The organism is Roseateles paludis, from assembly GCF_039872745.1.
Classification (GTDB): Bacteria; Pseudomonadota; Gammaproteobacteria; order Burkholderiales; family Burkholderiaceae_C; genus Pelomonas; species Pelomonas paludis.
The window spans coordinates 676,148-696,710 of record NZ_JBDPZD010000001.1 but is presented as its reverse complement, the minus strand read 5'-3'; the positions used below and the strand labels follow the sequence as shown (position 1 = coordinate 696,710).

Below are 20,563 nucleotides of genomic sequence, written 5' to 3'. Positions count from 1 at the left end.
AAACTCCTGAAGAAGAGGGCCGGAGCGCGCTGGATTCAGTGCGATTTAGGGCCGGCGGCGGACTGTAGATCGATACGCAGCACCGACTCGGGGTAGTGCTGGCGGAACTGCTTGAGCAGCTCGCCCTGGCGGATGGTCTCGGCCACGGCCCGCGCGATCTCGTCACGTTCGGCGCGCGGGATGCGCGCACGGGACAGGTAGACGCCCACTTCGATGGGCGCCATGCCGGCGATGGGGCGGTAGACCAGCGCGTCCTCGGGCCGGGGCGCAACGCTGTAGATCAAGGTGGCGGGCAGGATGGTGAAGTCAGCCCGGCCGCGCTTGAGCAAGGTGAGCACGGTGGGCAGGTCGCCCACGACCTCGATCCGGCGCTGGGCTTCAAGGCTGCGCACGAACTCGTCGTACTCGTCACCCCAGGAGTAGGTGCGCACGGTGACGAGGCGGGCCGTGGGATGGCGGCGCAGGCCATCCAGGTCGGCCGGCAGGTCGGGGCGGGCACGCAGGGTGGCCATGTGGGGCACCTGGCGCACGATGGGCACGAACTGGGCCTGCGCCTCGCGCTCGGCCTTGCGGGTGGCGGGGACGAAGGCGTCCGACTCCTGCACGTCGAAGAACAAGTAGAACTGCCGCGCCCGGGGCACGACGCGGAAGCCGAACTGGCAACCCGCCGCCGCCTGCGCCGCGCGCAGCAGGCCGGGGTAGACGCCGGACACCTCGTCGCCCTCGACGACGACGGCACGGCCCGTGGGCGCGACAGGGGTGTCGAGCACGCGGCTGCAGGCCGCATGGCCGGCCCCAGCCAGCAAGGCCAGGCCTAGGCACAGCAAAGTTTTGAGGTGGGCTGGCGACCGTGTCATGGTGCTCCGTGCGCGACCTGCGTCAGGCGGGTGCGCAAGGCGGCGATTGTGGCCCTGTGGCCGGGCAAGGTGCGGGTCAACCGCGCTCGAGCTTGAACACGGCCATGCTGGCCATCAGGTTGGGCTGCCAGCGCACGACGCGGCCGTCCTGCAGGCCAAAGCTGTCGAGCAGCCGCAACTGGTTCTTGCGCGCCAGGATCTCGAAGTCGGCAAAGGTGCCGACACGGATATTGGGCGTGTCGTACCACTCATAGGGCAGGGTGCGCGTGACGGGCATGCGCCCGGCCAGCACCTGCAGCCGGTTGGGCCAGTGCGCGAAGTTGGGGAAGCTGACGATGCCTGTGCGACCCACGCGCACGGTCTCGTGCAGCATGGCCTCGGTGTTGCGCAGGTGCTGGAGGGTCTCCAGCTGCAGCACCACATCAAAGCTCTGGTCAGCAAAGATGGACAGGCCCTCTTCGAGGTTGAGCTGGATGACGTTGACGCCGCGCCGCGCGCAGGCCAGCACATTGGCGTCGTCGAGCTCGATGCCGTAGCCGGTGCAGCCCTTGTGGCGGATCAGGTGCTCCAGCAGCTCGCCGGTGCCGCAGCCCAGGTCGAGCACGCGGGCACCAAAGGGGACGAGGTCGGCAATGGCGTGCAAGGTGCTCACGTCAGACCTCCAGCGATGCGCTCGAAGTAGGCCCGCAGCACGCCGTGGTAGCGCGGGTCGTCCAGCAAGAAGGCGTCGTGGCCGTGGGGCGCGTCGATCTCGGCGTAGGAGACATCGAGCCGGTTGTCGACCAGAGCCTTGACGATCTCGCGCGAGCGCGCGGGCGAGAAGCGCCAGTCCGTCGTGAAGCTGGCCAGCAGGAACTTGGCGCGGGCCGAGGCGAAGGCGGCGGAGAGGTCGCCGCCGTGCTCGCGCGCGGGGTCGAAGTAGTCGAGCGCGCGGGTGATGAGCAGATAGGTGTTGGCGTCGAAGTAGTCGCTGAACTTGTCGCCCTGGTAGCGCAGATAGCTCTCGATCTGGAACTCGATGTCCTGGGTGCTGTAGCCGAGCTGGCCGGTCTTCAGCTCGCGCCCGAACTTCTCGGCCATCACGTCGTCACTCAGGTAGGTGATGTGGCCGATCATGCGTGCCACGCGCAGGCCGCGCTTCGGCACCACGCCGTGCTCGTAGAAGTGGCCGCCGTGGAAGTCGGGGTCGGTGACGATGGCGCGGCGCGCCACCTCGTTGAAGGCGATGTTCTGCGCCGAGAGATTGGGCGCGGTGGCGATGGCGATGCAGTGATCGAGCCGCTCGGGGTAGCGCAGCGCCCAGTCCAGCGCCTGCATGCCGCCCAAACTGCCGCCCAGCACGGCCGCCAGGCGCGTGATGCCGAGGCGGTCGAGCACGCGCACCTGGGCATCGACCCAGTCGTGCACGGTCACCACCGGGAAGTCCGCGCCCCAGATGCGCCCCGTGGCCGGGTTGACGTGCATGGGCCCGGTGGAGCCGAAGCAGGAGCCGAGGTTGTTGACGCCGATGACGAAGAAGCGGTCGGTATCGAGCGGCTTGCCGGGGCCGACGAGGTTGTCCCACCAGCCTTCATTCTTGGCCTGGCCCGCATAGGTGCCGGCCACGTGGTGGCTGGCATTGAGCGCGTGGCAGACCAGCACGGCATTGCTGCGCGAGCTGTTCAACTGGCCATAGGTCTCGATGCGCAGCGCATAGGGGCCCAGGCTGGCGCCGCTGCGCAGCTGCAAAGGCTCGTCAAACTGCAGATCCTCGGGCGACACATCGCCCACGCTTCGGCCCGTCATCCTGGCTCCGAAAAAACAACACCGGCACCGCTGGAACGGGACGCCGGTGATCGGGGGGACGTCCGGTTTAGCGGCATTTCTTGAGCGCCCGCAATCGGGAACAAATCGGCGCTTGTCGGGCGGAAGTCTAGCCCAGCACTCACCCAGCGCTTCCCTAAACTCCCGCCCATGAGCTACTCGTTCATCTACGAAATGGCGCGCATCCACGGCCTGCTGGCCTGGGGCGCGGTGGCGCTCTTTGTGCTGCGTGGGGTGGCGGCCTTCCAGTTCGGGCGCGAGTGGGCGATGGACAGCCGCATCAAGCTCCTGGTGTTCGGGCTCTATGTGCTGCTGGGCGTGACGGGCCTGAGCCTCTGGGGCCTGCGCCACTACGACCCGCTGACCGACGCCTGGATGGCGGCCAAGCTGCTGGGGCTGCTGGCCTTTGCTGTGAGCGCCTACCGGGCCATGGCGGGCGAGCGCTTCCACCCCTGGGCCTACGGAGCGGGCCTGGTGTCGCTGGCCTACCTGATGGCGGTGTCGCTGACCCGCGAAGCCCTGCCGGGACTGTGACGCAATTGACGGCAGCCCTGAGGCTGCGGGTTGACGCGGGCATGCCAGACCCCGGGTGCCGGTGATAGGCTGACGGACTCGGCCCGCTTCATCGGTGCTCTTTCGGGACAACCGGATGTTTCTGCAGAACCTTCAAGAACTTTTGGGCGCGTACCTGATGCCCGTGCTGATCGCGATCCCGCTGGCGGTGATCGTGATCATTGCGGCGCTCAAGCGCGACGACTACCGCCGCCCCGAGCCGCCACGCGCCACCCGTCGCCCGCTGCCGCCCCGGCCCACGCCCGAGCAGCTGGGCATCAAGCGCGAGATCCCGCCGCTGCCCGACTTCGGCATGGCCAGCCCCCTGGTCACCGCGCCCACGCCCATGGCGCCGCCCCCGCCGCCGGCGCCTATCGTGCCGCCGCCCGGCCCGTCGGTGGTGGTGGTGGCCGACGACTCGGCCGTGGTGCGCACCAAGCTCAAGCGCCTGCTGGAGGCCAATGGCTATGAGGTGCTGGCGGTGAACGACGGCGTCGAGGCCTCGGCCGCCATCGAGGCCCGGCCCGAGGTGGCGGTGCTGATCACCGACCTGGAAATGCCCAACAAGGACGGCTTCGAGCTGATTGCCGACCTGCACGGCGGCCTGGCCACCGAAGACCTGCCCATCATCGCCATCACTGGCCACGACGAGCTGCATGGCCGCGTGGGCCAGATCGAGGGCGTGTTCGGCATCTTCAAGAAGCCCTGGGTGGACCGCGAGCTGCTCAAGCGCGTGGAGTCGCTCAAGCACCTGCGCCTGGCTGCCGCCCGCCGCAACCGCCGCGCCACCGACCTGCGCATGGGCTGAGCCCACAGCGGGGCGCACAACTCCGCGCACGGCCCGACGGACAATCCGGGCCCACCATGTCCCTCGACGTCCTGTACTGCGCCTCGGCCGGCTTTGAGTCCGCCTGCCGCATCCCCAGCCTGCCCGCCGGGCACCGCAGCCATGGCCTGCATGGCCACAGCTATTTCGCCACGCTGCGCACCCAGCAGGCCGCTGCCGAGTTTCGTGGCGCCGAGGTCGAGACCCTGCGCGAACGGCTGCAAGCGGTGCTGGCGCCGCTCGACCACGCCTACCTGAACGACCTGCTCACCAACCCCACGGACGAGAACCTGGCGCGCTGGCTGCGTGAGCGCCTGGCGCTTGACGACGTGCGGCAGATCGGCATCCAAAGCACCACCCACAGCGGCGTGGACCTCGACAACGCCGGCCATGCGCATGTGTGGCGGCGCTACCGCTTCCAGGCCGCGCACCAGCTGCCCAACGTGCCGGCTGGCCACAAGTGTGGGCGCATGCACGGGCATGGCTTCGAGGTCATCCTGCATGCCAACAGCGACCTGGGCGAGCGCGACCTGGCCATCGACTACGACCACCTCGACGCGCTCTGGGCACCGCTGCACTTCGAGCTCAACTACCGCTGCCTGAACGAGATCCCGGGCCTTGAGAACCCGACCAGCGAGATCATCAGCAGCTGGCTGTGGGCGCGGCTCAAGCCGGTGCTGCCCGAGCTGTCCTGGGTGACGGTCTACGAGACGGGCTCCAGCGGCGCCAACTTCAACGGCCGCGACTACCGGATCTGGAAGGAAATGACCCTGGACAGCGCGGTGCGCCTGCGCCAGGCCCCGGCCGGCCACCGGCTGGCGGCCCTGCATGGGCACACCTACACGCTGCGCCTGCACCTGGCCGCGCCGCTCGACGCGGTGCAGGGCTGGACGGTGGACTTTGGTGATGTGAAGACGCGCTTTGACCCGCTCTTCAAGGCGCTCGATCACCATCCGCTCTACGAGATTGCCGACCTGCCCGATGGCGACATCGCCTCCATCGCCAGCTGGGTGCTGCGCCATGGCGGCGAGGTGCTGCCCGAGATCGACCGGGTCGACCTCTACGAGACACGCGGCTGCGGGGCCATCGTGAGCCGCGCGGACTGCGAGGAACTGATTCCGGTCTGAGATGTATTCAGTCAAAGAACTCTTCTACACACTGCAGGGCGAGGGCGCGCAGGCGGGCCGCGCAGCGGTGTTCTGCCGCTTTGCGGGCTGCAATCTCTGGAGCGGCCGCGAGGCCGACCGTGCGAGTGCGGTCTGCCAGTTTTGCGACACCGACTTCATCGGCACCGATGGTGTGGGCGGCGGCAAGTTCGCCACGGCCGACGCACTGGCCGAGGCCATCGCAGCAGCTTGGCCAGGCGGGGGGCGGCCCTATGTGGTCTGCACCGGCGGCGAGCCACTGCTGCAGCTCGACGCACCCTTGATCGACGCGCTGCATGCGCGCGGCTTTGAGGTGGCGGTGGAGACCAATGGCACGCAGGCTGCCCCGCCGGGGCTGGACTGGATCTGCGTCAGCCCCAAGGCCGATGCACCTCTGGTGCTGACGAGCGGGCACGAGCTCAAGCTCGTCTATCCACAGCCCCTGGCGCTGCCGGAGCGCTTTGCCGGCCTCGACTTCCAGCACTTCTTCCTGCAGCCGATGGACTCGGTGCTGCAGCGCGAGCACACGCGCGCCGCCGTGGCCTATTGCATGGCACACCCGCAGTGGCGGCTGTCGGTGCAGATGCACAAGGTCGTCGGCATCGCCTGAAACAAAAAGGGAGCCACGCGGGCTCCCTGGGTCTGGCTTGCAGGCGAGATCAGAACCGATAGCCGATGCAGACCTTCAACGAGGTCGGGTCGAGCGTGGTCTCGATGGTCTGGCCGGTGGAGAGGCTGCCGGTGGTGCGCAGATAGGTCTTGGTGATGCCGGCCTCGACGGAGATGCGGTCCGTCAGATTGGCGCTGGCGCCGATCTGCAGCGTGGGCCCAAAGCCGCTCTTCATCGACAAGGTGGTGGGCTTGGCCGGGGTGCCGCCGGTGATGCCGGACAGCGTGCCCGTGGCACGCGAGTGCGAGAAGTGCGCATAGGTCACGCCCGCGCCGACAAAGGGCCGCACCAAGCTCTGGCTGGTGCCGAAGCGGTACTGCGCAATCGCGGTGGCCGGCAAGGCCTTGACGGTGCCCAGCACCCCGACGCCCTGGATCGCCCCGGCGCCGACGACCTCGTGCTTGAAGGGCGGTGCCAGCGGGATCTCAATGGAGATCGCGTCGCTCAGGAAGTAGGTGATGCCACCGGTCACCTGGCTGGCCTTGCGGACGTCGATCTTGGTGCCGACGAGGCTGGGGGCGGTGAGGTCGGCGCTGTCCACGTGGGGCGTGATCTGCGCACCGCCGAGCGAGATGATGACGCTGCCGGCTTGCTGAGCCTGCGCGAGGCCAGCAGCGCCCAGCAGGCTCGCGGCGACGAGAAGTTTGGTGTTCATGAGGGACTCCTGTGAAGACGGCGGGACATCACAGCCAGCCGCGCACGGCCAGCGCCTTGGCGATCAGCTGCTGGGTGAGCTGGTGGCCATAGGGCGTGGGGTGGAAGCCGTCGGAGAAGGCATAGCTCTTCCACCAGTCGGCACCGCCGCTGGCGCCGGCCTGGGGTGCTGCCGAGAGCGCCGTGCCGGTGCAGCTGGGGAAGTCATAGGTCGGCAAGCTGTCGCTGCCCACACCGACGATGGGGCAGGCCGGTGTCTTGACATTGCTGAGGCCGAACTGCGCCGGCATGGTGACCTGATCGTTGAAGGCGGTATAGAAGTCCACCAGCACGACACGATCATCCCCACCGACCTTGCCGGCCAGCTCGGCGTTGAAGGCGGTGATCCAGCTCTTGAAGAGCATCTCCGAGTCGTCACGCGCCTTGGCTCCGGCCGCCTCTGCAGCGGTGTCACTGGCACCCTGTGCCTTGGCGCCCGACACGGTGGCAGCCTTGATGCCGTCGAGCACCATCTGAAAGCGTGGCGTGTTGGTAATGCCGGGCATGTTGAGCAACACCACATGCGTGGCACCCTTGTCGAGCACCGAGGTCTTGATCTGGCCGTAGAACTTGCCGGCCAGGGCCTTCATGTAGTCGCCGCCAATGGCACCAGTGCTGGCCACGCCGCCCTGCAGCGCAGCGCCGATCTGGGCGGGCTGAAGCAAGGTGCCAAGCAGGGCCGAGTAACTGGCGGCCTGGTCAAACTTCGCCTTCAGGTAGGCAGTCACCAGGTCCGCCGCATCGTTACCGCCGCCATCGATGATGACCAGGTCCGAGGCCGAGAAAGCGCCCGCCGAGGCATAGGTCGCCATCTGGGTGCCGATGTTGAGCGGGTTGGCCGCGCCGCCTGCACCCGTGTAGGTGATGCGCCCGCCGCCGATGGCGAAGTTCGTGCAGCCGGCCTTGCTATTGGGTGCGAAGGTGGTGCCGGTGAAGACGAAGAAATTGCACAAGGTCTGGCCGTAGTTGGCCGCGATGCGCTCGGCATAGATCAGGTTGTCGGGCGTCTGGACGGTGAACTTGTAGCCAAAGGTGCCACTGTCCTGGATGCTGTCGCCAAACACCTTGACGGACGAGATGCTGAGGCGGGGTGTGGTGTCGGCCGTGCCGCTGCCACCGCCGCCGCAGGCGGCCAACAGCAGGGCTGCGGCAAGACTGGTGGCCGCCAGAGCGGCGCGCCGGGTACGAACAGGTTTCATGATGGATCTCCATAGCCCCGGGGCAAAGCCAGAGCAAAAACTGCGAGAGGAGCCGACTCTAGGCCTCGGCCTTTCTGGTAACCGTGCGTACTTCTCCCGGGGTGGGTGTCGGCGCGACTGGCTGACAGGCTGAAGACGGGCTGGGACAAGCCTGTGGACGGCGCATGAACAAGCCCCCGGTTGTCCACAGCAAACGGCTTGATTCCAAAGTTGTTGTCGGTTTGTCCGCCCCACTTCAAGGCCTCGGCACACAGACTTTGAGGAACGCCAAGTGGCTGACAGGACTCAGACTTTTGACCTTGTCCACAGCCAAGGCTGCCCTCTACTACTGCCACCAGACTTAAATATTCAATCTTGTTTTGAAGTCAGGGGACACTTCCCGGCATGGACCTTCACGCACTGCAAACCCGGCTCCGAGGCTTTGCCGCCGAGCGAAATTGGGAGAGCTATCTAAACCCGAAGAACCTGGCCATGGCTTTGACGGTAGAAGCCGCCGAGCTGCAGGAAATCTTCCAGTGGCTGACGCCCGAAGAGGCGGCCGACATTGCCTCCAAGCCCGAAGCCCACCAGCACCTGGGCGAGGAAGTAGCCGATGTGCTGATGTACCTGGTGCAACTGGCCGATCGCTCGGGCATCGACCTGGAAGCCGCCGTGGAGCGCAAGCTGCTGCTCAATGCCCGCAAATACCCGCCACCGCCCCAGGCTTGATGCAGACCATTGCCGTTGTTGACTTCGAGACCACGGGCCTGGCACCGGGTGGTGGTGGCCGGGCCACCGAGATTGCCGTTGTGCTGGTGCGCGGCGGTGCCATCGTGGACCGCTATGCCAGCTTGATGCAAAGCGGCGCCTGGGTGCCACCCTTCATCACCCAGCTGACGGGCATCAGCAACGAGATGCTGGCCGAGGCGCCGCCCTCCAGGCAGGTGATGCAGGAGGTGGCGGCCTTCACGGCAGGCTGCCCGCTGGTGGCGCACAACGCCTCGTTCGACCAGGGCTTCTGGCGGGCCGAGTGGGAGCTGGCCGACCTGACGCCCGACCCGGCGCACGAGTTCGCCTGCACGGTGCTGCTGTCACGCCGCCTGTGGCCCGAGGCCCAGCGTCACAACCTGGGCAGCATGGCCGAGTTCCTGGGTCTGGAATGGGAAGGCCGTGCCCACCGCGCGCTGGCTGATGCCGCCATCACCGCCGAGCTGTTGCTGCGCATCCAGCGGGAGGTGGAGAGACGCTTTGCGATGGACCTGGGCCACGCCGAGGTGGACCATGGCCTGCTGGCGCACCTGCAGCGCGTGAACGTGCGCGAGCTGAGGCGTGGGCTCAAGAGCTACCTGGCAACGGTGTCAGTACCCTGAAATTTCCTCCTGTCAAGAGCAGCGAATCTTTCGAATGCCCTCCACAATCGCGCGCTTTCGCGGTCCCGCCTTTCTCTTTCGTTCCCATGTCCCTGATCCAGGTTCGCCCCGCCACCTTGCGCGATGCCAAGGCCATCGCCGAGATCCACGTGGCCTCCAGCCAAGACGCCTACAAAGACCTGCTCCCGCGTAGCGCGCTTGACCTCTTCTCGGTGCAAAAGCGCCAAGCCTTCTGGCGCGAAGCCATCGACCTGTGCGAGCCGCAGGTGCAGGTGGCGCATCTCGACGGCCAGGTGATGGGCTTCGTTGGCTTTGACCGCTCGCGCGACAAGGGCACGCCGGCCACCACGGGCGAGATCTGGGCCTTGTTCGTCAACCCCATTCACTGGGACAAGGGCGTGGGCCTGGCCCTGTGGGACGCCGCGCGCGACGGTCTGCAGGAAGAAGGCTGCACCAAGGTCACGCTCTGGACCTATATGCGCAACGACAGGGCCATGAGCTTCTTCGAGAAGGCCGGCTTCAAGCGTGACCTGGGCAGCGCCCGCACCGCAGAGGTCGGCGGCGCACCGTTGGAAGAAATGCGCTTGTTCCGCTCGCTGGTCTGAGCGGCCTACAGGCCCAACAACAAAGCGCCCTGTGGGGCGCTTTGTGCTTTCTGGGTGGCCGAGCAGCAGGTCAGGCTGCCATCTCCGCTTGGTAGCCATGGTCGGCCAGGGCCCAGCCCTCGGTGGCCAGCTGCTTGCTGTGGCATTGCACATGGGTGGTGGCCAGGCCCTTGGCGGCGGCTCGTGCCACCAGCTGTTCGGCCTGCTCGGCGCTCAGTTGCAGCGCCCAGCGCTGCCAGCGCTTTTGCACCAGGCTCTGGCGCCAGGCGTCTTCCAGCGCCCAGCGGATCTGCTCGGGCGTGCTGAGTTTGACGGCCTCCAGCACGCGCGGGGCCAGTGCCAGCACCAGGCGATTGAAGTCGCTGCGCAGGCCATCGCTCGGCAGCAGCGCTTCCAGCCGCGCTAGGCGGGCGCTCCAGCCCGGGCGCGTGAGCTGCCGCGTGATCAAGGCTTGCAAGGCCTGGATGGGGTTGAAGAGGCGCAGTCGGTTGGGTGGCAACACCACCATCGGCAACGTGGCCGCCACCTCGTGCGGCAGCTCGGTCACATAGCTGGCCAGCACCGCCAGGCGCTCCCACTCAGTGGCGTTCAGGCCACCGATGTGGGTGATGGGGCCCAGCTCGCAGCTGCGGGCCATGGCCATCAACTCGGCGTGATCGCGGGAGCCCTTGGCGGCATTGGCCAGGGCGCTCATCACCACCAGGTTGCCTGCGGCATAGCCGGCGTCGTCACGCACGCGGTCGATGCTGCGGCTGCCTGCCTCCAGCGGGTCGCGGGTGATGGGGCAGTAGTCGGTGTCGATCTGCTGCAGGTAGTTGGGCGTGAGTTGCACGTCCTCAAAGGCGCGGCCCCGGGCCCAGGCGTGGGTGCGCAGGGCCAGCCATTGGGCGGTGTAGGCGTGGGCGTCAAGCAAGGGCAGGCGGCGTGCCCGTTGCGCCATCCAGCCGCGTTGCAGCGGCGACTGGGCGTAGAGGTGCTCGATGGGCGGCGTGATGCCATAGAGCGCGTAGTCGCGGCCCAGGGCCAGGCCGGTGGCTTCGTGACGGCTGGCCGTCGGCGTCGGTGCGGCATCGATGGCGAGCTCATACTGGGCCGAGCTGCTGTGCACCTGAGTTGGGTGAGCGAACGTGGTCGGGTGAGCGATCTGCATGGCAAGACTCCTGAAGCAACGAGGGCTGTGATGTGGCACAGTCTCGCGGCCATGTAGCTCATAGCGTGAGCCACTTAAAAATCGCGGGAAAACCATGGATCGCACCGAACGTTTCTACAAGATCGAACACCTGATCCGCCTGCGCGGCAGCGTCAGCTTTGCGGAGTTGATTGCCACCCTGGAGGTCTCGCCCGCCACGCTCAAGCGCGACCTGCAATACCTGCGCGACCGCATGGGGGCGCCCATCGAGTACGACGCCAGCAGCAATGGCTACCGCTTCGGCCAGCAATGGCGCGGCGCCGCGCATGAGCTGCCCGGCGTCTGGTTCAACGAGGCCGAGCTACATGCCTTGCTCACCATGCAGCACATGCTGGCCAGTCTGGACGACGGCGGCGTGGTGGGCCGCCACCTGCAGCCCATGTTCGACAAGATCACCCGCATGCTGGGCGTGGACGCCGACGAGGCGCGTGAGTTGACCCGGCGCGTCAAGCTCATCGCCACCGCGCGGCGGCGCTTGCAGAGCGATTGCTTCGAAACCGTGGGCAGCGCCGTGGTGCAGCGCAAGCGGCTGCGAATCCGCTACCGCAAGGCGGGCAGCAAAGAAGCGGCGAATCGGGTGAGTGAGCGCGAGGTCTCGCCCCAGCGTCTGGTGCACCACCGCAACGCTTGGTACCTGGACGCCTGGTGCCACGCGAGCGACGGCTTCCGGCGCTTTGCCCTCGATGGCATCGAGACCGCCGAGCTGCTCGACCAGGCCGCCAAGCCCATCGCGCTCAAGACCCTGGAGGCCGAGCTCGACCGCGGCTACGGCATCTTTGCCGGTGGCACGCCCCAGCAGGCCGAACTGTTGTTCTCCGCCGAGGCAGCCGCCTATGTGGCGCGCGAGGAATGGCACCCGGCCCAGACCACCGAGGCCCTACCCGACGGCCGCCTGCGCCTCAGCCTGCCCTATGTGGACGACCGCGAGCTGCTGATGGACCTGCTGCGCCATGCGGGGCAGGTGGAGGTGCTGGCTCCGGCAGCGCTGCGCAAGGCCTTCGCGCAGCGGCTGCGGACGGCAGTGGCCGGCCTAGCAGCCTAAGACCTTAGGGAGGCGCAAGCGGGTTTCCAGGAGGACCGCCTGGACAGCCGCGTCGACAAGCCGGGCGGCACCACGTTGCGCTTTGCGGTGGGGCGGCTGGGGCTGGTGTTTGCTTGATCAGCCGGCTCACTTGCAGAGGTGCTTGTACTTCGCCTGCGAGCAGGTGATGCCCGGTGCATAGACAACCAACGCGACACCGAGCAAGACGCCAGGAACGACAGCCCAGGCCTTGTGCCAACCACGCAATCTGCCGACTTCCACGTTGCCCATGCGGACGGGTAGTTCACGCGCGAAGCCACACCAAATGGCGGCGGTCGTGAAGAGACAGCCATGCAGCCTGTAGAAGCCGATCGGTCCGTACTTGAGGTCTACGAAGTAGTAGGCCGGCAAAACGATGACGATACCTAGGTACTTCCACATGTCGGTCAGTCCTCCGCCTCCATTCGCTTCAGCCGCTCACTCTGCCAGTACACGTCGTCCCCCCCTAGCCCATCCAGGTTGGCGCGGTTGAGCACGCGGGCCAGGACGAAGAGCAGGTCGGAGAGGCGGTTCAGGTAGTGGCGCACGGCGGGGCGCACGTCCTCGGCGCCGCCGAGCGTCACCACGCTGCGTTCGGCGCGGCGCGCGACGGTGCGGCAGACGTGAGCGATGGAGCTGCTGCGGGTGCCGGCGGGCAAGATGAATTCCTTGAGCCGGGGCAGGGCGGCGTTGTGGTCTTCCAGCGCCTGGTCCAGGCGCAGCAGGGCATCGTCCTTGAGCAGTTCGTAGCCGGGCATGGCCAGCTCGCCGCCGAGGTTGAAGAGGTCGTGCTGGATGGTGACGAGCAGCTCGCGCACGCCCTGCGGCAAAGGCTCGGCCAGCAGCACGCCGAGGTTGGAGTTCAGCTCGTCGGCATCGCCGATGGCCTGGATGCGCAAATCGTCCTTGGGGACGCGGCGGCCATCAGCCAGGCCGGTGGTGCCATCGTCCCCGGTGCGGGTGGCGATGGCGGAGAGGCGGTGTGCCATGGTGGAAGACGAGCCGTGGAAACGGCCCATTCTCCCAACAAGCTGGCTTGGGGTCAGAGGTTCCAGCCTAGCTGGAATGCCATCCACCACCGACGGTCATGCACATAGGGCAGAGCGCTGTTGCTGCCGACAAAGTCTTTGCCGATCAGCAGCCCCGCCACGAAGGGTTTCGCTTCGCGCGTGATGTCCACCAGCACGCCAGCAGCCATGCTGTAACCCAGGATGGAGTTCTCCTTTGTGGTCTTGCCCGGCTTGGCGGGGTCGGTGGAGTCGACCACGGTCGAGACCTTCATGGTCGCTGCACCCGCAGTGCCGACCAGGCTGATCCCGCGGTTGAAAGTGCTGATGCGGTAGCCGAGGTACATGCCCAGCGACTGTGAGGGCTCAATGCTGTGGTCGTGCATGAAGTATTTGAAGGGCACCACCATTGGGCCGTAGACCCAGCCGTAGCGCGTATGGGCCGATGCTTCGAGGGTGGCCGTCGGGACGACATAGATTTCGGCATCCTTCAGGTCGGTGTTGCTGTCAGTCTTTAGCTCCAAGCTGTGCTTGTGGGAATGGCACTTCGACCCCAGAGGCATGTCGTCGCTCTCGCGTATCACATGGGTCACGGTCTTGTCGGCGCTGATGGCGGTGATGCGCAGGCAGGTGCCGGCTGGCGCATTGGCGGTGGCTTCGCCGAGCTTGAAGTCCGTGGCGTTGGACTTGAGGCGGAGGCGATCCCCCACGCTGAACAGGGTGGGAACCTCGGTGGTGCGCTTGCCGGGTTCATCCGCAGCCCGTGCAGGGGCCAGCGCGGCAGCAAGCGTTGTGGCCGCCATCATGCGTCCGAGGGTTAGGAAGTGACGGTTATGCATACAGGTTCTCCTCGCCCCGAGCGGGCATGGTGGTTTGCATGGCGTTGAGGGACATGATCTGACGCTCAGACTAGGCGCATCGCGCAGCGGCATCGCCCCCTCGCGAGGGGGTTGAATCGCGCCGGGCTCGCCAAAGCTGTGGATCACACGGGCCGTCTTGATGCGCAAGATGTGCGGCATGGCCAACGCTGTTGCCGCCTTCACCACACTCAAGGAACTCTGTTGCCGTGGGCTGGCGCTGCCGCAATTTGCGCCAGCCTTGCTGGAGGCGCTGCATGACTGGGTTCCGAGCGCGCGCAACTTGCTGGATGTGACCGACGAGCAAGGGCGCCTGTTGACCTACTTCTTCGAAGGCCCCGTCGATCTCGACGTGGCCCGGCTCTACTTCGAGGAGTTCCACAACCGACGGGAAGTTGAGACCATGCCTGCCTTTGAGAGCTTGCGCTCGACCCCGGCCGGTGTACGGAGCGCCGGGGCCTTGAGCCAGCGAGGCTTCTATGAGTCAGCGCTCTACCGGGAGATCTGGCGTCCTCAGGGGTTGCATTCACGCATTGAGGGGGTGGTGCGAGACGGCCACAACCGGCTGTTGGGGTCGCTGGTGTTGTACCGGAGCTCTGGGGATCCGACCTTTGGGCCTGACGATGAGGCGCGTCTGGCGCAGGCTTTGCCCTGGGTGGCTCATGGCTTGCAGTTGGCGCAGCACTGCAGGGACCTGGTGCCCATGCGTCCGGCACGGGAGGCGCCGCACACGGCCCTGCTGGAGCTGGGTGGGCAGTTGCTTTTCAGTACGGCGGGCTTTGCCGGAGCCTTGGTGTCGGCCCTGCACGGGCTCAATGCCCGTTCCGTCCGGCAACCCTGGCAGGTGATCGTCAAGCAGGCTCTTGAGCGCTTGCAGCCGCAGGGCCAGTGGTCTTGGTCGGACGCGCCGCAGCGGGTCGATTTGGAAACCTCGGCGGGCCACTGGCGCCTGGAGGGTCGTGCGCTCGCGGGTGCGGGCGGTGCCCGTGCTGAGTCGTCAACCGAGGTTTTGCTTCTGAGTCTGCGGCGTTTGGAGCCCCAGGAGTGGGGCTTGGTGCGGGTGCTTCGGGAGTGGGCGTTGACGCCCGGTCAGATTCGCGTGGCGCAGGGCCTCTATGGCGGGTTACGGCACAAGGAGTTGGCCCGGCTGCTTGGTGTCTCGCCCTCTACCGTCGTTGATCACGTGCGTAAGCTCTACCGCAGCATGGAGGTCAATTCGGTCGGGGCGCTGTGTGAGCGCATTGACCAGCGATGGATGCTCACGGACACGTGAGCGCTCAGTGTCGCTTGCCCGAGCGGTGGATAGCCGGGCGCTGCACCGGCGCGGCGTGGGGGTGCATGCCTTCGCCGTGGGGTGGTGTCTGGCCGCCGCTTGAGTCCAGCGGCGCGGGCGGTGGGTTGAGCTCGCGCCAGCGGGCCAGCAGCACGTCAAAGCGCAGCACGGTCGCCGCAAAGACGACGACAACGAGCAGCAGCGCAAGCCAGGTCCAGGTGTTCATGGCGGTCTCCTTGGGGGCTATAGCCCATGCTGGCACGATGCGTGGCGGCCGACAATCGTGCGGCTTTGACGGAGATCAGCCCATGAACGCGCCCGACCCACGTTTTGCGCCCCCGGCCATGCCGGCGGCCTTGCTCGCCGCGCTGACCGAGCGTTTTGGTGCCCGCTGCTCCACCGCCCTGGCCGTGCGCGAGCAGCATGGGCGGGACGAGTCCATCTTCGACGTGCCACCGCCCCAGGCCGTGGTGTTTGCCGAGAACGAGGCCGAGGTGGCCTTTGTCGTGCAGCAGGCGGCGGCCCACCAGGTGCCGGTGATCCCGTTCGGCGCGGGCTCGTCGCTGGAGGGGCATTTGCTGGCCGTGCGTGGCGGCATCAGCCTGGACGTGAACCGCATGAACGCCCTGGTCAGCCTCAATGCCGAGGACCTGACGGTGACCGTGCAGCCCGGCATCACGCGCAAGCAGCTGAACGAGGCGATCAAGCACGAGGGCCTGTTCTTCCCCATCGACCCGGGCGCCGATGCCAGCCTCGGCGGCATGGCGGCCACGCGGGCCAGCGGCACCAATGCCGTCCGCTACGGGACCATGCGCGAGAACGTGCTGGGCCTGCGCTTTGTGAACGCGCGCGGCGAGGTGGTGCGCACTGGCTCGCGTGCCAAGAAGAGCAGCGCCGGTTACGACTTGACCCGGCTGCTGGTGGGCAGCGAGGGCACGCTGGGCGTGATCACCGAGCTGACGCTCAAGCTCTACCCGCTACCGCAGGCGGTGTCGGCGGCGATCTGCTTCTTCCCGAGCATCGACGCGGCCGTGCAGACGGCGATGCAGGTGATCCAGATGGGCGTGCCCATCGCGCGCTGCGAGCTGCTGGATGCCAATGCCATCCGCGCAGTCAACCTGCACGACAAGCTCGGTTTGCGCGAGGCGCCGATGCTGCTGATGGAGTTCCACGGCACCGAGGGCAGCGTGGCCGAGCAGGCCGCCACGGTGCAAGAGCTGGCCAGCGAGCACGGCGGCGAGGCCTTTGAATGGGCCACCACGCCCGAGGCCCGCACGCGGCTCTGGGCGGCGCGGCACCACGCCTACTTCTCGGCCTTGCAGACGCGGCCCGGCTGCCGCTCGATCACGACCGACACCTGCGTGCCCATCTCGCGCCTGGCCGAGAGCATCAATGTCTCGGTGGCCGAGGCTGACGCGGCCGGCCTGCCCTACTTCATCGTCGGCCACGTGGGCGACGGCAACTTCCACCTCGCCTACCTGCTCGACCCTGCCAAGCCCGAGGAGCGTGAGACCGCCGAGCGCTTGAGCCAGCAGATGGTGGCGCGCGCGCTGCGCCTGGGCGGCACCTGCACGGGCGAGCACGGCATCGGCCTGCACAAGCAGGGCTTCCTGGTGGATGAAACCGGCGAAGAGGCCGTGGCCATGATGCGCGCGGTGAAGGCGGCGCTGGACCCGCAAGGCCTCTTCAACCCGGGCAAGGTGTTTGCAACGCAGCCCTGACTCAAGCCGCCGGGTGCTGGTAGCGCCACTCCTGGGTGCGTCCGCCATAGCCATAGCTGGCCGCGCGCACGTCGTGCACGTGGATATAGCTCTCCTCGTGCACGGGCCCGAGCAGCTGGCATAGCGCCGCATAGGCCTCGGCCACAAAGGCGGCCTTCTCGGCCTTGGTGTTGGTCTCGTCGGTGATGCGGATGTCGAAGAAAAAGCTCTCGACCCCTTGCTCCGACAGCGGCTTGCCGCCGATGTACCAGTGGGCGGGCGAGACGAAGTCGATGGCGATGGACGTGACACGCGGGTCCTTGCCCAGCAGCCGGGTCGAGAGGGCCGAGAGCGTGTCGGCCACCTTGCGGCTGAGGGACACCGAGGCGGGCGATGAGAGCTTGACGTTGAGGATGGGCATGGTGGGCTCCTTTGGGTTGATGGTTAGCAATGCAACTATTTGGGGGTGGTGAGGGGGTTGGGCTTTGTCTGGGATGGAGGAGAGGGGCGGGCCGCGCGCTCAGTCGAGCGCCTGGCGCACCGTGCGGATCTGGCCGACGGTGGTGTCGAAGGTGGCGTCGCTCAGCACGGCGCGCAGCTGGGCGGTGACGAGGCCGCTGGCTTCGTCCAGGGCGGAGCGCAGGCGCTCGGCCTCGGGCGTGGGGTGCAGCACAGTCTCGCGGCCGTCAGCGCTGGAGGGGCTGCGCGTGACCAGGCCCTTGGCCTCCAGGCCGTCCAGCGCCCGCGTGGCCGTGGGCCGCGAGATGGCCATGCCCTTGGCCAGCTGGCCCTGCAACTGCCCAGGCTCGCGCAGCAGCGCCCGCAGCATGAAGGCCTGGGGCGGCGTGAGGTCGAAGGGCGCAAAGGCCTCGGCCCACAGCCGCTCCAGCCGGCGGGCCAGCGCGGCGGTGTTGAAGTAGAGGCAGGCGTCGAACATGGGCGCAGTATGCACTCGATTGGTTGCATGTGCAACCAATTTCGGGGGGCGGCGGCCGGGCCTCAGCGCGGCAGCGTCAAGCTGAAGCAGACGCCGTCAAGCTCGTTGCGCACCGCGATGGCGCCGCCCATCTTGGCCAGGTAGCCGCGCGCCACGAAGAGGCCCTGGCCGCGCTGCTGCTGGCTGCCGGCGTCGCTGGTGCCCAGCTCGAAGAGCGTGGCCAGGCGCTCGGGGGCGATGGTGGGGCCCTGGTTGCGCACCTCGATGCAGGCCTGCGCGTCGGTGGCTGAGAGCTGCAAGCTGATGGGCGTGCCGGGCACGCGGTAGCGCTGGGCGTTGGTGAGCAAGTGGGTCAGCGCGTCCTCCAGCTTGAGCGGGTCGGCGAGCACTTCACAGGGCGCCTCGCAGCCCAGGGCCTGCACGTTCTCGATGCCGGCATAGGGCGCGTTGGCAGCCACCTCGCGCAGGAAGGCGGCGAGGTCGAGCCGCTCGCGCTGGGCGCTGGCCTGGGCCACCGCCTCGCTGACCGAGGCCTGGCCATACAGAAGTTGCAACGCGGCCTGCATGCGCTCGAGATACCGGCGGCTGGCGTCCCCCTCGCGGCCGTGCAGGGCCAGCAGGGACTGCAGCGGGCTCATGATTTCGTGGCCCACGGCCTGCCATTGCTCGCGCTCCTGGTGGGCGCGCAGTTGCTCGGCGCGCAGGTGGTCGCGCGCACGGGCCAGCAGCTCGGCCAAGGTGGCGGCCAGGATGCCGAGCTCGTCGGGCCCGCGCAGGTCGGCCACGTCGAGCGGGGGCAGCTGGTCGGGCGCGGCTTGCAGCTGCTGCTTGAGCGCATTGGCGCGGCGCGTGAGCAGGGCCATGCGGCGCAGCAGGCCGATCTCGACGATCAGCCAGGCCAGCGCAATCGCCCCGGCCAGCGCGGCAAAGTAGGCCGAGTAGCGCGTGACGGTGGCGGCGAGCTGGGCGTCCACCAGGGCCAGGTCGCCTTGTAGCTGCAGGCGTTCGCCGCCGGGCAATCGGGCCTCGGCTTGCAGCGGGCCTTGCAGGCGGGCGGCGGGCAGTCGGCGGATCAGGCGGGTGACCCACGGCAGGGCGGTGGCGGCTTCGGGCGCGGCTTGCTGGGTCCAGTGCGCGCGGCGGGTGCTGCCGCGCCAGAGGCTGAGGCGCTCGCCGGCGTGCAGGCCGTCGAGCAGGCTGTTCAGGGCGGGGCTGGCGGGCGGGGTGGTGAGGCTGTCGAAGAGGCGCAGCTCGCCCGGGCCCAGCAGCTGCACGCGCACGCGCAGCTGAGTGAGGTCGGCCGGCGGCCAGGCCTGGCCCTGGCGGGCGGCGTCGCGCCAGGCGTCCACAGGGATGCGCAGGGACAGCAGGCTGTGGCGTTCGCAGGGTTGCGTGGCCCCTTCGGTGACGCAGGCGCCCTGCCAGAGCCAGCCGCGGAAGTCGCGGTCGGGCCGGGCGCGGCGGTCGAGGCTGTCGGCCTCGGTGACGAAGCCGGCCCACTGGCCGCGCTCCGGGGACAGCAGCTCCAGCGGCGCCAGCCAGCGCTGGGCGCGGCCACCTTGGCTCAAAGTGACGACCAGGCGGTGCACGTCCTCCAGCACGGTCTGGCCCGGCGCGCGGCCTTGCAGGGCGGCCAGCGGCAGGTGGGCGGTGGCGTAGACAAAGGCCCCGGCACTGGCGCGCTGGCCCACGGCCAGACAGGGGTCGCCGCAGGCCGTCAGCTCCACGGCGCGCTCGGCCTTGCTGGGGTCGTCAAAGTCGATGGCGCCGAGCGGCAGGCGCAGTGGGGCGGCGCCCGCGTTGTCGGGCGCGGGGTGGTCGAGGTTGAGCACGGCGAGCTGGCCGGCCGGGTGGCGCAGGCGCTCGGCCATCACATTGAGGCGGCCCAGGAAGCCGGCCTCGTACTCGCGCTGCAGGCGCTGGCGTTCTTCGGTCAGCAGCTGCAGCACCAAGAGCGCGCTGCCCGCCAGCAGGCCCAGGAAGACCAGGCGCAGCAGCGTGCGGCGCAGGAAGGCCGCGACGGGCAGCCTTGGAAGACTCAGCCGGTCCACCGGAAGCCCCGCATCGGCACGTTCTCCAGGCCTTCAAAGCCGGGGTCGATCTCGCGCAGCGCGTCGCGGATGGTGGCCACGTGCTTGCGCACGTTGTCCTTGCTGCGGCCGGTCTTGACGAGGTCGAAGAGCTGCTCGTAGCTGACCACCTCGCCGCGCCGCTCCAGCAGCACGGCGAGGATGCGCTGGGCGGTGAGTGGCAGGTTGAGCTTCTGGCCGCGCCACAAGGGGCTGCGCTGCCACAGAGGGTCGAGCGAGGGCGCGTCGTCCACCACGGCTGCCGCAGGGGCCGACTGGCGCAGCAGGGCCAGCACGGTGTCGATGAATTCGGCCTCGTCGAACTGGGTCTTTTGCAAATAGTCCCAGGCGTCCAGCGCCTTCATGATGGAGCGGTAGACGGCGGCGGGCATGGCGCTCACCACCAGCACCGGCGTGCCCAGCCCGCGCTTGTTGAGCAGGTTGATGAGGGCGATGCCGGCATGGCGCTCGCGGCCGAGTTCGAGGTCGAGGGTGACGAGGTCGAAGCGCTCGCGCGTGAGCGCGGCTTCGGCGCTGTCGCGGTCACCAAAGGTCTCGACGCGGGCATCGGGCCGCGCGGCGCGCAGCCAGCTGACGAGCTGGTCTCGGGTGGGCGGGTCGTCCTCGACGACGGCGATGCGAACGGGCATGCGGCCATGGTACGGGGCGGCTGGCGGCGGCACGCGGAAGAAAGCTTCCGAGGCCGGTATGGCGTGCTCTTGGGGGTGAGCGGGACAGTGGCCTCACCCCTTCACCGCGACCTCAGGAGGCG

The 20,563-nt window shown here is 68.1% G+C and carries 24 protein-coding genes; 10 read left to right on the top strand and 14 right to left on the bottom strand.

Annotated features, from left to right (window positions below; all coding sequences use genetic code 11):
• Positions 1–35: 35 nt before the first annotated feature.
• The 3 genes from ABDJ85_RS03285 to metX all read right to left on the bottom strand — a co-directional run bounded on the left by ABDJ85_RS03285 (position 36) and on the right by metX (position 2,642).
• Positions 36–857, bottom strand: coding sequence for a type 2 periplasmic-binding domain-containing protein (locus ABDJ85_RS03285; protein ID WP_347703305.1), 822 nt, complete (start codon positions 855–857; stop codon positions 36–38).
• Positions 858–933: 76 nt separating this feature from the next.
• Complete coding sequence (metW, locus tag ABDJ85_RS03280; RefSeq protein WP_347703304.1) at positions 934–1,509, bottom strand: methionine biosynthesis protein MetW; 576 nt, start codon at positions 1,507–1,509, stop codon at positions 934–936.
• Positions 1,506–2,642: a homoserine O-succinyltransferase MetX gene (metX, locus tag ABDJ85_RS03275; RefSeq protein WP_347703303.1), complete on the bottom strand. Its 1,137-nt coding sequence runs from the start codon at positions 2,640–2,642 to the stop codon at positions 1,506–1,508. Before metX ends, metW begins: the two co-directional genes overlap by 4 nt.
• A gap of 168 nt (positions 2,643–2,810) precedes the next feature.
• On the opposite strand from metX, the gene ABDJ85_RS03270 reads away from it, so the two are divergent.
• The 4 genes from ABDJ85_RS03270 (at position 2,811) to queE (ending at position 5,793) form a co-directional block, all read left to right on the top strand.
• Positions 2,811–3,194, top strand: coding sequence for a SirB2 family protein (locus ABDJ85_RS03270; RefSeq protein WP_347703302.1), 384 nt, complete (start codon positions 2,811–2,813; stop codon positions 3,192–3,194).
• Positions 3,195–3,357: 163 nt separating this feature from the next.
• Positions 3,358–4,020 carry a response regulator gene (locus ABDJ85_RS03265; RefSeq protein ID WP_347703301.1) on the top strand — a complete coding sequence of 221 codons (663 nt, stop codon included), beginning with the start codon at positions 3,358–3,360 and terminating at the stop codon, positions 4,018–4,020.
• A gap of 56 nt (positions 4,021–4,076) precedes the next feature.
• Positions 4,077–5,165 carry a 6-pyruvoyl trahydropterin synthase family protein gene (locus ABDJ85_RS03260; RefSeq protein WP_347703300.1) on the top strand — a complete coding sequence of 363 codons (1,089 nt, stop codon included), beginning with the start codon at positions 4,077–4,079 and terminating at the stop codon, positions 5,163–5,165.
• Between the two features lies 1 nt (position 5,166).
• Positions 5,167–5,793 carry a 7-carboxy-7-deazaguanine synthase gene (gene queE / locus ABDJ85_RS03255; protein WP_347703299.1) on the top strand — a complete coding sequence of 209 codons (627 nt, stop codon included), beginning with the start codon at positions 5,167–5,169 and terminating at the stop codon, positions 5,791–5,793.
• Between the two features lie 49 nt (positions 5,794–5,842).
• On the opposite strand, the gene ABDJ85_RS03250 is transcribed toward queE, so the two are convergent.
• The gene (locus ABDJ85_RS03250; protein ID WP_347703298.1) at positions 5,843–6,508 is read right to left on the bottom strand and encodes an OmpW/AlkL family protein; all 666 of its coding nucleotides are present in this window, start codon (positions 6,506–6,508) and stop codon (positions 5,843–5,845) included.
• A gap of 28 nt (positions 6,509–6,536) precedes the next feature.
• Entirely contained in the window at positions 6,537–7,745 is a 1,209-nt protein-coding gene (locus ABDJ85_RS03245; RefSeq protein ID WP_347703297.1) for an SGNH/GDSL hydrolase family protein, read from the bottom strand.
• 384 nt (positions 7,746–8,129) lie between these two features.
• Between ABDJ85_RS03245 and ABDJ85_RS03240 the strand changes: the two genes are divergently transcribed.
• The 3 genes from ABDJ85_RS03240 to ABDJ85_RS03230 all read left to right on the top strand — a co-directional run bounded on the left by ABDJ85_RS03240 (position 8,130) and on the right by ABDJ85_RS03230 (position 9,699).
• Positions 8,130–8,453: a nucleotide pyrophosphohydrolase gene (locus ABDJ85_RS03240; RefSeq protein WP_347703296.1), complete on the top strand. Its 324-nt coding sequence runs from the start codon at positions 8,130–8,132 to the stop codon at positions 8,451–8,453.
• Complete coding sequence (locus tag ABDJ85_RS03235) at positions 8,453–9,094, top strand: 3'-5' exonuclease (RefSeq protein WP_347703295.1); 642 nt, start codon at positions 8,453–8,455, stop codon at positions 9,092–9,094. The genes ABDJ85_RS03240 and ABDJ85_RS03235 overlap by 1 nt, the downstream gene beginning before the upstream one ends.
• 86 nt (positions 9,095–9,180) lie before the next feature.
• A complete protein-coding gene (locus ABDJ85_RS03230; protein ID WP_347703294.1) occupies positions 9,181–9,699 on the top strand; it encodes a GNAT family N-acetyltransferase in 519 nt (172 codons plus the stop codon).
• 70 nt (positions 9,700–9,769) lie between these two features.
• On the opposite strand, the gene ABDJ85_RS03225 is transcribed toward ABDJ85_RS03230, so the two are convergent.
• Positions 9,770–10,849 carry a hypothetical protein gene (locus ABDJ85_RS03225; protein ID WP_347703293.1) on the bottom strand — a complete coding sequence of 360 codons (1,080 nt, stop codon included), beginning with the start codon at positions 10,847–10,849 and terminating at the stop codon, positions 9,770–9,772.
• Between the two features lie 94 nt (positions 10,850–10,943).
• On the opposite strand from ABDJ85_RS03225, the gene ABDJ85_RS03220 reads away from it, so the two are divergent.
• Positions 10,944–11,930 carry a helix-turn-helix transcriptional regulator gene (locus ABDJ85_RS03220; protein WP_347703292.1) on the top strand — a complete coding sequence of 329 codons (987 nt, stop codon included), beginning with the start codon at positions 10,944–10,946 and terminating at the stop codon, positions 11,928–11,930.
• A 126-nt stretch (positions 11,931–12,056) separates the two neighbouring features.
• Here ABDJ85_RS03220 and ABDJ85_RS03215 read toward each other — a convergent pair whose 3' ends face one another.
• The 3 genes from ABDJ85_RS03215 to ABDJ85_RS03205 are packed head-to-tail and all read right to left on the bottom strand — an operon-like array spanning position 12,057 to position 13,761.
• On the bottom strand, positions 12,057–12,350 hold the full coding sequence (locus tag ABDJ85_RS03215; protein WP_347703291.1) for a hypothetical protein: 294 nt from the start codon (positions 12,348–12,350) through the stop codon (positions 12,057–12,059).
• A gap of 5 nt (positions 12,351–12,355) precedes the next feature.
• Positions 12,356–12,937 carry a cob(I)yrinic acid a,c-diamide adenosyltransferase gene (locus ABDJ85_RS03210; RefSeq protein ID WP_347703290.1) on the bottom strand — a complete coding sequence of 194 codons (582 nt, stop codon included), beginning with the start codon at positions 12,935–12,937 and terminating at the stop codon, positions 12,356–12,358.
• Between the two features lie 53 nt (positions 12,938–12,990).
• Complete coding sequence (locus tag ABDJ85_RS03205) at positions 12,991–13,761, bottom strand: hypothetical protein (RefSeq protein WP_347703289.1); 771 nt, start codon at positions 13,759–13,761, stop codon at positions 12,991–12,993.
• A 211-nt stretch (positions 13,762–13,972) separates the two neighbouring features.
• Here ABDJ85_RS03205 and ABDJ85_RS03200 point away from each other — a divergent pair, with 211 nt between their 5' ends.
• Complete coding sequence (locus ABDJ85_RS03200; RefSeq protein ID WP_347703288.1) at positions 13,973–15,085, top strand: helix-turn-helix transcriptional regulator; 1,113 nt, start codon at positions 13,973–13,975, stop codon at positions 15,083–15,085.
• 4 nt (positions 15,086–15,089) lie between these two features.
• Here ABDJ85_RS03200 and ABDJ85_RS03195 read toward each other — a convergent pair whose 3' ends face one another.
• A complete protein-coding gene (locus tag ABDJ85_RS03195; RefSeq protein ID WP_347703287.1) occupies positions 15,090–15,311 on the bottom strand; it encodes a hypothetical protein in 222 nt (73 codons plus the stop codon).
• Between the two features lie 82 nt (positions 15,312–15,393).
• On the opposite strand from ABDJ85_RS03195, the gene ABDJ85_RS03190 reads away from it, so the two are divergent.
• The gene (locus ABDJ85_RS03190) at positions 15,394–16,806 is read left to right on the top strand and encodes an FAD-binding oxidoreductase (RefSeq protein ID WP_347703286.1); all 1,413 of its coding nucleotides are present in this window, start codon (positions 15,394–15,396) and stop codon (positions 16,804–16,806) included.
• A 1-nt stretch (position 16,807) separates the two neighbouring features.
• Here the strand turns inward: ABDJ85_RS03190 and ABDJ85_RS03185 are convergent, their stop codons facing one another.
• The 4 genes from ABDJ85_RS03185 to ABDJ85_RS03170 form a co-directional block, all read right to left on the bottom strand.
• A complete protein-coding gene (locus ABDJ85_RS03185; RefSeq protein ID WP_347703285.1) occupies positions 16,808–17,206 on the bottom strand; it encodes a tautomerase family protein in 399 nt (132 codons plus the stop codon).
• Between the two features lie 99 nt (positions 17,207–17,305).
• Positions 17,306–17,722 (bottom strand): MarR family winged helix-turn-helix transcriptional regulator, encoded by a 417-nt coding sequence (locus ABDJ85_RS03180; RefSeq protein ID WP_347703284.1) that lies wholly within the window; start codon positions 17,720–17,722, stop codon positions 17,306–17,308.
• A gap of 62 nt (positions 17,723–17,784) precedes the next feature.
• The gene (locus ABDJ85_RS03175; RefSeq protein WP_347703283.1) at positions 17,785–19,773 is read right to left on the bottom strand and encodes a sensor histidine kinase; all 1,989 of its coding nucleotides are present in this window, start codon (positions 19,771–19,773) and stop codon (positions 17,785–17,787) included.
• The gene (locus ABDJ85_RS03170; protein ID WP_347703282.1) at positions 19,761–20,441 is read right to left on the bottom strand and encodes a response regulator transcription factor; all 681 of its coding nucleotides are present in this window, start codon (positions 20,439–20,441) and stop codon (positions 19,761–19,763) included. Before ABDJ85_RS03170 ends, ABDJ85_RS03175 begins: the two co-directional genes overlap by 13 nt.
• Positions 20,442–20,563 lie beyond the last annotated feature (122 nt).